11 protein-coding genes and 1 pseudogene are annotated in these 12,927 nt (G+C 64.8%); 5 read left to right on the top strand and 7 right to left on the bottom strand.

What is annotated here, in order from left to right:
• Positions 1-52: 52 nt before the first annotated feature.
• Positions 53-2,167, top strand: a complete 2,115-nt coding sequence (locus V8352_RS02515) for a DEAD/DEAH box helicase (RefSeq protein ID WP_336422674.1) — start codon at positions 53-55, stop codon at positions 2,165-2,167.
• 56 nt (positions 2,168-2,223) lie between these two features.
• Here the strand turns inward: V8352_RS02515 and betA are convergent, their stop codons facing one another.
• Positions 2,224-3,915, bottom strand: coding sequence for a choline dehydrogenase (gene betA / locus V8352_RS02510; protein WP_336422673.1), 1,692 nt, complete (start codon positions 3,913-3,915; stop codon positions 2,224-2,226).
• A gap of 125 nt (positions 3,916-4,040) precedes the next feature.
• Between betA and betI the strand changes: the two genes are divergently transcribed.
• The gene (gene betI, locus V8352_RS02505; protein ID WP_336422672.1) at positions 4,041-4,724 is read left to right on the top strand and encodes a transcriptional regulator BetI; all 684 of its coding nucleotides are present in this window, start codon (positions 4,041-4,043) and stop codon (positions 4,722-4,724) included.
• 26 nt (positions 4,725-4,750) lie between these two features.
• On the opposite strand, the pseudogene V8352_RS02500 reads toward betI, so the two are convergent.
• From V8352_RS02500 to V8352_RS02480, 5 genes and pseudogenes are all read right to left on the bottom strand, one after another.
• Positions 4,751-4,903, bottom strand: a pseudogene (locus V8352_RS02500) (class I SAM-dependent methyltransferase); the annotation flags it as partial.
• A 122-nt stretch (positions 4,904-5,025) separates the two neighbouring features.
• Positions 5,026-5,961 carry an NAD(P)/FAD-dependent oxidoreductase gene (locus V8352_RS02495; RefSeq protein WP_336422671.1) on the bottom strand — a complete coding sequence of 312 codons (936 nt, stop codon included), beginning with the start codon at positions 5,959-5,961 and terminating at the stop codon, positions 5,026-5,028.
• Entirely contained in the window at positions 5,958-7,175 is a 1,218-nt protein-coding gene (locus V8352_RS02490; protein WP_336422670.1) for an FAD-binding domain-containing protein, read from the bottom strand. The genes V8352_RS02495 and V8352_RS02490 overlap by 4 nt, the downstream gene beginning before the upstream one ends.
• A 111-nt stretch (positions 7,176-7,286) precedes the next feature.
• Positions 7,287-7,991 (bottom strand): hypothetical protein, encoded by a 705-nt coding sequence (locus tag V8352_RS02485; protein ID WP_336422669.1) that lies wholly within the window; start codon positions 7,989-7,991, stop codon positions 7,287-7,289.
• A 13-nt stretch (positions 7,992-8,004) separates the two neighbouring features.
• On the bottom strand, positions 8,005-8,232 hold the full coding sequence (locus tag V8352_RS02480; protein WP_336422668.1) for a hypothetical protein: 228 nt from the start codon (positions 8,230-8,232) through the stop codon (positions 8,005-8,007).
• A gap of 159 nt (positions 8,233-8,391) precedes the next feature.
• On the opposite strand from V8352_RS02480, the gene V8352_RS02475 reads away from it, so the two are divergent.
• The 3 genes from V8352_RS02475 (at position 8,392) to V8352_RS02465 (ending at position 10,723) form a co-directional block, all read left to right on the top strand.
• Positions 8,392-8,778, top strand: coding sequence for a hypothetical protein (locus V8352_RS02475; RefSeq protein ID WP_336422667.1), 387 nt, complete (start codon positions 8,392-8,394; stop codon positions 8,776-8,778).
• Between the two features lie 105 nt (positions 8,779-8,883).
• The gene (locus V8352_RS02470; protein ID WP_336422666.1) at positions 8,884-9,504 is read left to right on the top strand and encodes a ribonuclease HII; all 621 of its coding nucleotides are present in this window, start codon (positions 8,884-8,886) and stop codon (positions 9,502-9,504) included.
• A 103-nt stretch (positions 9,505-9,607) separates the two neighbouring features.
• The gene (locus V8352_RS02465; protein WP_336422665.1) at positions 9,608-10,723 is read left to right on the top strand and encodes a site-specific DNA-methyltransferase; all 1,116 of its coding nucleotides are present in this window, start codon (positions 9,608-9,610) and stop codon (positions 10,721-10,723) included.
• 214 nt (positions 10,724-10,937) lie between these two features.
• On the opposite strand, the gene V8352_RS02460 is transcribed toward V8352_RS02465, so the two are convergent.
• Positions 10,938-12,905 (bottom strand): oxidoreductase, encoded by a 1,968-nt coding sequence (locus V8352_RS02460; RefSeq protein WP_336422664.1) that lies wholly within the window; start codon positions 12,903-12,905, stop codon positions 10,938-10,940.
• Between the last annotated feature and the right edge of the window lie 22 nt (positions 12,906-12,927).

Below are 12,927 nucleotides of genomic sequence, written 5' to 3'. Positions count from 1 at the left end.
GCCATATGTTTGGCGCGCGCACCTCCCCTGATACAGCAGAAAATCGAGATCCGTGAAACAAGCTCTTGTCGACGCCATCGCCGCACGTGGATACGCCACACTCACCCCCGTCCAGGAGGCCGTGACAAATCCGGACCTCATCGGCGCCGACATGCTCGTGTCGGCCCAGACCGGATCGGGCAAGACGCTGGGCTTTGGCCTGGCCATCGCACCGACGCTGCTGGACGAGGCCGAGAGCTTTGGCAATGCCGCCGCACCGCTTGCCCTGATCATCGCACCCACGCGCGAATTGGCACTCCAGGTGAAACGCGAATTGTCGTGGCTTTATGCCGGGGCCAATGCCGTTCTGGCCTCTTGCGTCGGCGGCATGGACATGCGCGATGAAAAGCGCGCCTTGGCACGCGGCGCGCATATTGTCGTCGCAACGCCCGGCCGCCTGCGCGATCATATCATGCGCGGCTCGATCAACCTTGGCTCGATTCGCGCCGTGGTGCTGGACGAGGCCGACGAGATGCTCGACCTCGGCTTCCGCGAGGATCTGGAATTCATCCTCGGCGATGCGCCCGAGACGCGCCAGACGCTGCTGTTTTCGGCCACAGTGCCAGCCGCCATCGCCAAGCTGGCAGAGGGCTATCAGCAGGATGCCGTGCGCGTGAGCACGGCAAGCGCCGAAAAGGGCCAGCACGCCGACATCGAATACCGCGCGATGAACGTATCGCCCCGCGATGGCGACAACGCGATCATCAATGTGCTGCGCTATTACGAGGCGCCCAACGCCATCGTTTTCTGCAACACGCGCGCGATGGTTGCCCGCCTGACCACGCGCCTGTCCAACCGGGGCTTTGCCGTCGTGGCGCTGTCGGGCGAGCTATCGCAATCCGAGCGGACCCATGCCTTGCAGGCGATGCGCGATGGCCGCGCCCGCGTGTGCGTGGCCACCGATGTGGCCGCGCGCGGGATCGACCTGCCCAACCTTGATCTGGTCGTCCATGCCGAACTGCCGGGCAGTCACGAGACGTTGCTGCACCGGTCGGGCCGCACGGGCCGCGCGGGCCGCAAGGGGGTCAGTGCCCTCATCGTGCCCCCCGCCGCCCGCAAAAAGGCCGTGCGCATTCTCAACTGGGCCAAGCTGCGCGCCGAATGGGGCCCGGCCCCTTCCGCTGACGAGGTAACGGCCCGCGACGAAGAGCGGATGCTGGGCGACGAGGCATGGTCCGAGGCGATCACCGAAAGCGAAGCGCCCGCCGTGGCCAAGCTGCTCGAGCGGTTCAACCCCGAGCAGATCGCCGCCGCCTACCTGCGCTTCTACCATGCGCGCCATTCCGCGCCCGAGGATCTGGGCGATCCGGGCGAGAAGCCCGCGCCCCGTGCCGCATTCGGCCCATCGGTGTGGTTCTCGATTTCGGGCGGCCGCGCCAAGGGCGCCGAGCCACGGCGCCTCTTGCCGATGCTCTGTAAGGCGGGCGGCGTCACCCGCGAAGATATCGGGGCGATCCGCGTCGGTGATGACGAAAGCTATGTGGAGCTGCGCCAAAGCGCCGTTGCAGGCTTCAAGGCGTCCGTCGGTGATGCCATGCGTGTCGAGGAAGGCGCCGAGGTCAAGGAACTCAGCCAGCCGCCCGCCATCGCGCAGCGCCAAGGCGGCAAGCCCGGCGGGCCGGGCGGTAAGCCGCGCAGCGGACCCAAGCCGGAGTGGAAGAAACCGGTCCCCAAGGGGCCGCCCCCGGCCAGCCAGATGGATGATCTGCCCCCCATCCTGCCGCAGGCCGACGCGCCCAAACCCGCGCCCCGTGCGCCGTCCAGCAAACCGGTGCAGTTCGATGACGCCCCCGCGCCGCGCCACAAGAAGCCCAAGAGCGACGCTCCCTCCAAACCCCACCGCAAAGGGCCAAAGCCCGATTATACCCGTGACGGTGCGGTGACCGGTGCCGGTGACAAGCCGAAATACAAGGGCAAGACCGGCGGCTTTGCCAAGCCCACCGGCCCCGGCGGCGCCCCTGCCGTGGGCAAGCCCAGCAGCAAGAAGAACCGCGCGCGCACGGCTGCCAAGGCCGCCGAGGGATATGCTGGAAAATCCGCCAAGCCCGGTGGCAAGCCGGGCGGCAAACCCGCGGGCAAGCCCTTTGGCAAACCGCGCAGCGGCGGCCCCAAGGGTGGCAAGGACTAGTCAGGGTAGAAAAGGTCGGGCCAGAGTTAGTCTGGCCCGATGCACTCAGGCAGGGATCAGGCTGGCATGGATGCGACTGGAACTGCCGCCTTGACCGTCTCGCGCCAGCCGGGATGCATCCACGGCTTTTGGTTCGAGGCGGGCAGGGGGTCTTTGCCCAGGATATGATCGGCGGCCTTTTCGCCGGTCATGATGCTGGGTCCGTTCAGATTGCCGTTGGGGATGCGCGGAAAGATCGAGCTGTCGGCAACGCGCAGCCCCTCCACTCCGATCACCCGGCACTCCGGATCGACCACGGCATCCGGATCATGCGCCGCGCCCATCTTGCAGGTGCCGCAGGGGTGATAGGCACTTTCGGCGTGTTCGGCGATGAAGGCATCCAGATCAGCGTCGCTCTGCACTGCCTCACCCGGCTGGATCTCCTTGCCGCGATAGGGATCGAACGCGGCCTGTCCAAAAATCTCGCGCGTAAGGCGGATGCAGCGGCGGAAATCCTCCCAGTCGCTGGCTTTTGACATGTAGTTAAACGCGATCTCAGGTGCCGCCAGCGGATCGGCGGACGCCAGGCTGACACGCCCCCGCGAGGCCGAGCGCATCGGCCCCACATGCGCCTGATAGCCATGACCTTCGGCTGCGGCCTGCCCGTCATACCGCACTGCCATGGGCAGGAAGTGATACTGGATATCGGGGTATTCGACACCCGGCTTGGAGCGTAGAAACGCCGCGCTTTCGAATTGGTTTGACGCGCCGAGGCCGGTCTTGCCAAAGAGCCATTGCGCGCCGATCATACCCTTGGACCAGATGTTCCAATGCTTGAAAAGCGTGATCGGCTGCGTGCAGGCCTGCTGGATATAGAGTTCCAGATGGTCCTGCAGATTGCCGCCCACGCCGGGGCGGTCCGCCACGACGTCGATGCCGTGCTCGGCCAGATGCGCGGCAGGGCCGATACCCGAGTGCATCAGGATCTTGGGTGAATTGAACGCGGATGCCGCCAGAATCACCTCACGGTTGGCCTTCACGACCTCGATCCGGCCCCCACGCTCGATCTCGACGCCGGTCGCGCGGCCCTCTTCGATGATGACGCGCCGAACGTAGCAGCGCAGCATGTCGCAATTGGGACGCTTCAGCGCAGGTTTCAGATAGGCATTGGCGGCGGACCAGCGGCGGCCCTTGTAAACCGTCTGCTCCATCGGGCCAAATCCCTCCTGCTTTTCGCCGTTGTAATCCTCGGTCAGCTCATAGCCCGCTTGCCGCCCCCCCTGCACAAAGGCGTCAAAGAGCGGGTTGTGGCGCGGCCCGCGCGTCACATGCAATGGCCCGTCCGTGCCGCGCCACGCGGGATCGCCGCCATGGCCGCCATCGGTCCAATTCTCCATCCGCTTGTAATAGGGCAGCACGTGGCGAAAGCCCCAGCCGGTCGCGCCGCTCTCTTCCCAATGGTCGAAATCGCCCGCATGGCCGCGCACATAGACCATCCCGTTGATCGAGGATGACCCGCCCACCACCTTGCCGCGCGGCGCAGCAAGACGGCGATTGTTCAGATGCGGCTCGGGCTGGGTTTTGTAGCCCCAGTCATAGCGCTTCATGTTCATCGGATAGCTCAGCGCGGCAGGCATCTGGATGAACGGCCCCGCATCGGTGCCGCCATATTCCAGCACCAGAACACTGTGCTTGCCATCCTCGGACAGCCGATAGGCCATGGCCGACCCTGCCGAACCCGACCCGATAATCACGAAATCCGCCTGCATGATCTACCTCCATACCTTCATCTTGGCTAGAATACTTACCAATGGTCAGTTTATAAGTCAAAAGGTAAATATTGTGGCGCTGCGCTGGCCACGCTAGGGTTTCCGCGCAGCAGATCGGCAGGCATATGGCACGCAAGAGCATTGGGGATATCAGGCGCGCGGAGTTGTCTCAGGCCGCTTTCGACGCATTGGTCCAGCATGGAATCCGGGGCACCACGCTCGAGCGTGTGGCGCGCATCGCAGGCGTGTCCAAGGGCGTTGTCCTGCACCATTTCAAGGATAAGGACGTTCTCTTCGAGGGGGTCCAGCGCAAGGCCAACACCGTCCTGCGCGAATGCGTCACCGAGCTGCTGCGCCACGCGGACACCCCTCTTGAGCGGCTCTATGCGATCATCGTCGGAAATTTCGCCGCGCCCGTCTTTCAGCAGGAGATTTGCCACGCGTGGATTTCGCTCTGCTCGGACGTGCCGCACAACCGGCAGAGCCAGCGGATCCAGACGGCGGTGCATGCGCGTATGCGCAGCAATCTGCTCAGCGCGCTCCGACCCCTCGGGGCCGAGGACGCGCCGCGCATCGCGTTTCAGCTGCGCACGGTGATGGACGGCATCTGGCTGCGCGCCAGCTTCCAGATCGCCCCGATGACCGGAGAAGAGGGTGTGGCCGAGGTGGATTACGCTGCGCGCAGCCTGCTGGCCGGATCGGGCATCGCGCCGGACGAGATGGATGCGGCGCTGGCCAAGATGCAGACGCTTGCCAGCCTCATCCTGACCACCCGCGCCTTTCGGGATCGCGCCCTGATGACCAGCTGAGGCAGCCTGCTATTTGTAGACCGCGCGCCGGTCCGCAGGACCCGCGCGACTTCGCGCAGCACCTTGTCCAGATCTTCCACATGCTCCAGCACGTCGACGCAGACCACCGCATCGAAGGCGGCGTCCTCGTATGGCAGCGCCTCGGCCATGAAACCACCGGCGCAGCCCAGATTCAGCACCTACCCCAAACCTCTCGCTGAAACTAAAATACATGGCGACGACTATGGACAGGACTGCAACGGCAAAGACCGCAGGGCCGCCGCCATCAGTGTGATGAGGTGCGCGATGTGCGCATCATGGATCATCCCAGACGCTCCAGCAGATCCTCGGCAATGGCCGTGCCGCTGGTCCAGGCCGCCTCGACGCGCGCGCCAAGGCACCAGTCACCGCCCAAGTAGAGCGTGCCACCCTCGCCCCGCGCAAAGGGCTGTCCCAGCGGCGTCGTCACCCGTGCATAGAGCCAGCGATGCGCGGCGGCGTGCTGGACGCGATCCTGCGAGACGCCAAGGCGCTCGCACAAAAGGGGCAGCATCCGCTCGGCCAACTGGGGGCGGTCCTCCTCCAAGTGCGCGCGTGTGAACTCCAGACTAGCCTGCGCGACCCACGCGGTCGCTGTGCCCTCGGGTCTGCCGGGTTTGCTGCTGTCCTGAATGATCGACGCGAACGGGCCATAATCATCGCGCTGGCTGACGAAGGGCGCAGGCGCGTCGATGGCCGCCATCAGCGTCAGGCAGGGCGCCATCCGCACGTCCGTGATCTGCTGCACCAGAGGATGCTCTGCACCGATCAGCTCGGCCACCTGCGGCGCGGGCACGGTGATGACCACATGCCCGGAGCGGTGCACCTCGCCCTCCGTATGGATGGACCAGCCGCCATTATCGCGCATGATGGATGTCACGCGCTGCCCCTGCCGGATGTCCAGACCGGCTCCCAGCGCCTTGGGGATCGACGACATGCCGGGCGTGCCGACGAAGTGGGTGCGCGCTGCGCCGTCATCCCATTTTGCGGCGGCGCCTGCCTTGGCAAGATCGCTCAGCACGGCGGCAAAACCCGCCTGCTTGGCTGTCACATATTGCGCGCCATGGTCAAATCGCAGCGCGCCGGCCCGGCGCGTTGCCATGCGACCGCCGATCCCGCGCCCCTTGTCGAAAAGGATGGGCTGGTGCCCGGCCTCGGCAAGACGCCTCGCGCAAGCCAGCCCGGCCATGCCCGCGCCAATGATCGCAACCCGGCTCATGCCATCACCATCTGGTCGAGGATCCGGGGGATCTGCTTTTTCACCTTGAAAAAGCCCGCCGTCGCATGGGGCCAGATCGCTTCGTCCCACTCGCGGTGCAACTCGCAGAATGCGATGCTGTTCTGCGCCAGATAGGGCGCGGCCTCGTTCAGCCAGTCACGCAGCGGCCCGCGCGGAACAAAGGGCGTGACGATCTGCGCAGCGCCCGTCGCAGCCGCCCATTTGGCCAGCGTGTCCGGGTGATCGGCGCTCAGGGCGGTGGCGGCCAGCTTCATCCGCATGGCGGCATCAGCCAGCGCGCCCTTCTCGAAGGCCGTCACGCACCCGGCCACCGGCAGGGGTGAGCGCAGGTGACTGCCGCGCAGTGTTGCGGCGCCGCAGATGTCATGGCCTGTCAGATCAAACGCCTCCATGCTGCAATCGTCCTCGGTCAGCAGCAGCGCGGTGGCTGCGCCCGCCTGCGGCGCGCGCACCTTGCGGACGGGCTGAACGGACGGCAGGCCGTCCGGCTCGGTCGTCTCCAGCCCCTCGGTCACCTCGGCCAGATCGCTCTGGCGGGGTGCAAACCTGCCGCCGGTAAAGGCGTTGATATTCTGGGCCGTTGCGGGATAGGCCTTGCCGCGCGTGTGCAGCCCCGCAACCCAGCGCCAGCCCAGAGTGTTAGAGGCAGCATCGCCATCCAGCAGATGACGGTAGAAGAAATCAGCGCCCAGACGCCAAGGCAGCTCGAGCGTGAAGATCCAGATCGAGGCGAACCACATGCGCGCGTGGTTGTGCAGATATCCGGTCTCGACCAGCTCCTCGGCCCATGCGTCAAAGCAGGCCATGCCGGTCTGCCCATCCTGGGCGCGCGTCACGCCGCGGCGCAGGCGCCTGTCCCGCTCCAGCGTTTCCAGATCTTCTTGCAGCCCGGCGACGTAGCTGTCCCAGACCTGCGGACGCCGTTCCAGCCAGCCCTTGAAGTAGCCGCGCCAGATGACTTCCTGCACAAATTTTTCCGCGTTCTCGAACCCATGCGCGTCAATCGCGGCCGTCACCACCTCTCGCTCGGTCACGAGGCGGCGGCGCAAATAGGGCGAGAGGGTGGATACCGCCTTGTGATGGCCCGGCCCGCGATCATGGTTGCGCCCATTGGCATAGCGGCGCCCCATGGCGGGGATGAAATCACGCATGACCGCAAGGCCAGCAGCACGGGTCGGGGTAAATGGGCTCATCTTGGCACGCCTTTGAAACTTTGGCGCTTGAAGGTGGTCCGCAACGGCATGATTTCAACGACATGCGGCGTATTGTTCGCCGCGTTTGCGGCAGGGCCCGGCCCCGGCGCGTCAGATCACGCGGATCACATCCTTGTCGATGGCCAGAACATAGCCCTGCCGCGCGATGTTTCGCACCAGCAGTTCACTGACCATCTGGTTGCCCAGCGTGTCACGCAGGCGCTTGATGCGGGTGGCGCCCGCCGCCTCTTCGCAGTCGGACGCGTCGCGGCCCGAAACGATCCCCTCGATCTCGGCCCCGGTCAGGATGTCGCCATCCATGCGCGCCTCGGCCAGCACCGAAAGCGTCTCCATCGCTGCATCGGTCAGCTTGAACCCCATGTTGTTCAGATAGACCGACTTCTCGGCCCGGCTGATCAAAAGCGAGCTGACCTGAATGCCCGACTGCTCGATCTGTGCCATGCGGCGGTTGAGCAACGTCAGCATCACCAAAAAGGTAAGCGCCGCGATCAGCAGGGCGGTGCTGAAGACCAGCAGAACGAAGATTACCATCCGGTAGCTGACCAGCGTTTCGCTGAAGGCGGTGCCCGACAGGGCGAGTATCTCGAGCAGCTTGATCTCGGCGTCGCTGGTCAGCGCATCATTCTCGACAAAGATCTGTTCGACCCGCGCGTTGAACGCGCCCGCATCGGGCAGCGAGACGAACAGGAGGATCGCCGCCAGCGACAGGATCGCGACGATAGCCGCGACGCCGAACAACACCACGCGGCTGCCGGACCGGCGCGCATCGGCGGCAAGAATGATATCGCCCTTCATTTCTCGTGCCCCCTCATTGCTGGCGCACCGAAAGCACCTTGAGCAAGGTCAGGCCCTGCGCGGCCAATTGGTCGCGCAGTTGCGCATTGGCCTCGGCCATGGTGCAGGCGCCGCTGATCTGCGCCGTCCCGTAGAACAGCTCCAGCGGATTGTCTCGCTTGGCCTTGTATTCGGCAAGGCAGGCGGCGCTGGCGGGCGCCGCGATCAGGGTCGCAAGGACCAGGGGGAGGAGCGTTTTCATCATGGAGCCGACCATGGCGAAGCGCCGAGCGCTATACAATATCCCATGCGCCTGCGCCCGGTGGTTATCCGATAGCAGCGGCGTGTTATTGCGATGGGGCAGGGTCGGCGGCCATTATGAAAGGGTATTTCACCTCAGCCATCCCGAAAGGATTTCACAATGGCACGCAAATTCATGTCCCTCGTCATCGCGGCCTCGATTGCCGTCACCGGCCTGACCGCCGCCCCCGCGCAGGCCTTGGACCGCGATCTGGCCCGCGCTTTGGCCGCCATCGCGGGTGTCGCCATAGTCGGTGCCGCCATCAACGAAGCGCAAAAGGACAAGCGCCGGTCCATCCAGCGCAACTCGGTGCAGCGCCAATACCATCAGCCGCAGTATCAGCAGCGGTATCAGCCAAAGCGCCACGTCTATCAGCAGCCTGGCTACCGCTTTCAAAAACCCCGGCACCGCAAGGTCGAGCGCGTCCATCGCCACGGTCATCCCCAACGCCACATACAGCGCCACGGATATGGTCAGCAGCGCTATAGCGCGCGCCCCTATTACTAAGACGCGCCGCGCGCGGCGTGACCCAAGATGTAGCAGGGCCCCCACCGCGGGGCCCTTTGCCGTCGTGGCTGGTCATTTTACGCGCGGCGTGCTTTGCCTTTTGTCATGAGCAACCCCGACTACTCTTTCGAGACGGCGGCACTGGCGGGCGGCGCGCGCATCATCGCGGGTGTCGATGAGGTCGGGCGCGGTCCGCTTGCCGGGCCGGTAACGGCGGCGGCCGTCGTGCTGGATGCCGCGAACATCCCCGAGGGGCTGAACGACTCCAAGAAACTGACCAGGGTGCGCCGCCTCGCGCTGCGCGATCTTATCGTCGCCACCGCCGAGGTCAGCATCGCCCACGCGAGCGTGGAGGAGATCGACGCGCTGAACATCCTGCGCGCCTCGCATCTGGCGATGGAGCGCGCCATCGCCGGCCTGCCGCGCCAGCCCGATCTGGCCCTGATTGACGGCAACATGATCCCGCGCGGTCTGACCGTCCCGGCGCGGGCGATTATCGGCGGCGATGCCCTGTCGGTTTCGATTTCGGCGGCCTCAATCGTGGCCAAAATATGTCGAGATCATGTCATGTGGGATTTGGCGCAACACTGCCCCGGATATGGCTGGGAAACGAACGCAGGATATCCGTCAAAGAGCCACAAACAGGCCCTCCGAGATATGGGCGTGACCCCACACCATAGACGTTCGTTCAAGCCAGTGCACAATATCTTGTATCAAGATAAATAACTAACCTCCTGATTCAAAAAAGAAATTGACCGCGAATCGCCTTTAGAGCAACTTTGTCCACAAGCAGACAGAGCGCAAAAACGCGCCGGGACAGAGGCAAGACATGACAAAGATGACGAAAATCGAGGGCGCACCCGCGCTTCCTCTCAACACGATTATGCCGGGCGATTGCATCGAGGTGATGAACGCGCTCCCGGCCAATTCGGTCGATCTGATCTTTGCCGATCCACCCTATAACTTGCAGCTGCGCGGCGATCTGCATCGCCCCGACAACAGCCAGGTCGATGCGGTCGATGACGCCTGGGACCAGTTCGACAGCTTTGCCGTCTATGACAAGTTCACGCGCGAATGGCTGGCTGCCGCGCGCCGCTTGCTGAAACCGAGTGGCGCGATCTGGGTCATCGGCTCTTATCACAACATCTTTCGCGTCGGTGCTGCGCTTCAGGATGCAGGCTACTGGATCCTCAATGACGTGGTCTGGCGCAAATCCAACCCGATGCCCAACTTTCGCGGCAAACGCCTGACCAACGCGCATGAGACGATGATCTGGGCCTCGAAATCCGAAGGCGCGAAATACACGTTCAACTACGAAGCGCTCAAATCGCTCAATGATGGCGTGCAGATGCGCAGCGACTGGGTGCTGCCGATCTGCACCGGGCACGAGCGGCTCAAGGACGAGGCGGGCGACAAGGCCCATCCAACACAAAAACCGCAAAGCCTGCTGCACCGCGTCATCGTGGGCAGCACCAATCCCGGCGACGTGGTGCTCGACCCGTTCTTTGGCACTGGCACCACCGGCGCCGTGGCCAAGATGCTGGGCCGCGACTACATCGGGATCGAGCGTGACGAGGGCTATCGCACCGTCGCGGAAAAGCGCCTCAAGGGTATTCGCAAATTCGACCGCGAGGCGCTACAGGTCAGCACCTCCAAACGCGCCGAGCCGCGCGTGCCCTTCGGCCAGCTGGTAGAACGCGGAATGCTGCGCCCCGGCGAGGAGCTCTATTCGCTCAACCAACGCCACAAGGCCAAGGTGCGCGCCGATGGCACGCTGATCGGCGACGACATCAAGGGCTCGATCCATCAGGTCGGCGCCCATCTCGAAGGCGCGCCCAGCTGCAATGGCTGGACCTATTGGCACTTCAAGAAGGACGGCAAGCGCGTGCCCATCGACCTTCTGCGCCAGCAGATCCGCGCCGAGATGGCCGAGCGCCCGAACTAAGGGCCTCCCAGAGATAAACAAGAATACCGCCGGTGCCTGTGGTCTGACGCTAGGCACCACCTCAACTGCGCCCTGCCGAGGTTTCGGTGGGGTGTTTTTTTTTTCGTGAAACGCGGCGCTGGTGGCGCGCGTGAGAATGAGTATTTTTACCAAGATGAAGCAGCGGCGGCAGGGCTTCATCTTGGCGGAAATACTCAATCTTCGCTATGTCTCGTCAGACCGCCCAAGCCGCTTTCAGCCCGTCCAGCACGGCTTCTTCGGCGGTGCGCGGTGCCATGCAGTCGCCGATGCCGATGACCTGCCCGGCATAGCTGTCCAGCGTGTTCAGCAGGCCATCGCGGCTGGACGTGCCTTGGGCCAGCACCAGCGTTTCGGTCTCTTCTACCAGGATCGGCTCGCCGTTTGCCGTATTGAGGAAATATGCGGTGCTTTCGTCAGCGCCAAAGAGCTGCGCGTAGGGGATGATCTCGACCCCCAGTTTCTGGATGCGGCCCACCATGCTGTCGCGCACATAGCTTTGCAGCATCTCGCCCGCATGGGTTCCATTGACGCAAAGGCGCACGCGGCGGCCCGCGCTGGCCAGCAGTTCGGCCACGCCGAGGCCGACCCAATCGGCCCGCCAGTCGGCAATCGTGACGCTGCCGCCGACATTCGCGTGGCTGCGCAGGACATCCCAAGCGGTAACGATATGGGCGTCCTCGCCGAATTCCATCCCTTGGGGCAGGCGGGCGGTGCCGCCGGTGGCGACGATGACAGCGCCCGGCGCGGCGCGTGTGACGCTTTCGGCCGTCACTTCGCTGTTGAGATGCACCGATACGCCCGCGCGCTCCATCTCGGAGCGCAGGTTCGTGACGATGCCGCCGAACTCGGCCCGGCCCGGCAGCATCTGTGCCAGAAGCGCCTGACCGCCCAGCTGTGCGGTGGCCTCGTGCAGCTCGACGTGGTGGCCCATGGCCGCGGCGGTCGCGGCGGCTTTCATGCCTGCAGGGCCGCCGCCGATCACCATGATGCGTTTCGGCGTCTCGGCGCGGCGCAGCGCGCCATAGATCAGCTCCCGGCCCGATTCGGGATACTGGATGCAGGAGATCGGCACGCCCTTGTGAAAATGCCCGATGCACGCCTGATTGCATCCGATGCAGGCGCGGATGTCGTCTGCCTGCCCATCCCGCGCCTTGGCCGGCATCATCGGGTCGCAGATCATCGCGCGCGTCATGCCGCACATGTCGGCCTGGCGCGAGGCGATGATGCCTTCGGCCTCCTGCGGCTGGTTGATGCGTCCCGCGACCATGACGGGAATGTCCACGCTCTGCTTGACCGCATGGGCGAAGGGGGCGACGTACCCCGTCTCCTGAGACATGGGCGGCACGATATGGATGGAGCCGCCAAGGCTGGCTGAGGTGCCGGCGATGACGTTGACGTAATTCAGCAGCGGCGCCAGCGCCTGGATCACCTCGAGGCTGTCGGCATCGCGCATCCCGCCCTCGACATGCTCATCGCCAGAAATGCGCAGGCCGATCGCGAAATCCTCTCCGGTGGCTGCGCGGACGGCCTTGATCGCCTCGAGCGCAAAGCGGATGCGGTTCTCGAAGCTGCCGCCGTAGGCGTCCTCGCGCTGGTTGATCTGCGGGCTGAGGAATTGCGCGGGCAGGTAGCCGTGGCTGGCCACGATCTCGACCCCGTCCATGCCCGCCTCCTGCATCCGGCGGGCGGCCGCGCCGTAGCCCTCGACGACTTCGCCGATCATGGCCACGCTCATCGCGCGCGGGATCACGTGAAAGCGGTCGGATGGCGTGGCGGAGGACGAATAGGCCACCGGCGCGGTGCCGTCCGCGACCTCCATGATCTCGCGCCCCGGATGGAAAAGCTGGGCAAAGATGCGCGTGCCATGCGCGTGGACGGTTTCGGCCAACCGGCGAAATCCCGGTAGGCAGCTGTCGTCGGTGCCCATCAGCACATGCGAGGTATAGCGCGCCGTTTCATGCACCCCGACGACCTGGCTGACGATCAAGCCCGCGCCGCCGCGCGCCCGCGCCTCGTGATAGGCGATCATCGCGTCCGTGACATGGCCCGCATGGGCCATCGACGTGTCGTGCCCGGTCGACAGGATCCTGTTCGACACCTCGACACCGCCGATTCTGAGCGGAGTAAAGAGATGCGGGAAGGGCTGCGATGTATCTGGCATGACGGTCTCCGGTCTGAGGTTT

Origin of the sequence: Roseovarius sp. D0-M9 (assembly GCF_037083805.1) — a bacterium.
Taxonomy (GTDB): Bacteria; Pseudomonadota; Alphaproteobacteria; order Rhodobacterales; family Rhodobacteraceae; genus Roseovarius.
This window is presented reverse-complemented; position numbering and strand designations above follow the sequence as displayed.

Bases quoted from the DNA above. Each gene is read 5' to 3' on its own strand.
- betA (WP_336422673.1), bottom strand. From the start codon at position 3,915: ATGCAGGCGGATTTCGTGATTATCGGGTCGGGTTCGGCAGGGTCGGCC.
- betI (WP_336422672.1), top strand. From the start codon at position 4,041: ATGGCACGCAAGAGCATTGGGGATATCAGGCGCGCGGAGTTGTCTCAG.
- V8352_RS02495 (WP_336422671.1), bottom strand. From the start codon at position 5,961: ATGAGCCGGGTTGCGATCATTGGCGCGGGCATGGCCGGGCTGGCTTGC.
- V8352_RS02490 (WP_336422670.1), bottom strand. From the start codon at position 7,175: ATGAGCCCATTTACCCCGACCCGTGCTGCTGGCCTTGCGGTCATGCGT.
- V8352_RS02485 (WP_336422669.1), bottom strand. From the start codon at position 7,991: ATGAAGGGCGATATCATTCTTGCCGCCGATGCGCGCCGGTCCGGCAGC.
- V8352_RS02480 (WP_336422668.1), bottom strand. From the start codon at position 8,232: ATGAAAACGCTCCTCCCCCTGGTCCTTGCGACCCTGATCGCGGCGCCC.
- V8352_RS02475 (WP_336422667.1), top strand. From the start codon at position 8,392: ATGGCACGCAAATTCATGTCCCTCGTCATCGCGGCCTCGATTGCCGTC.
- V8352_RS02470 (WP_336422666.1), top strand. From the start codon at position 8,884: ATGAGCAACCCCGACTACTCTTTCGAGACGGCGGCACTGGCGGGCGGC.
- V8352_RS02465 (WP_336422665.1), top strand. From the start codon at position 9,608: ATGACAAAGATGACGAAAATCGAGGGCGCACCCGCGCTTCCTCTCAAC.
- V8352_RS02460 (WP_336422664.1), bottom strand. From the start codon at position 12,905: ATGCCAGATACATCGCAGCCCTTCCCGCATCTCTTTACTCCGCTCAGA.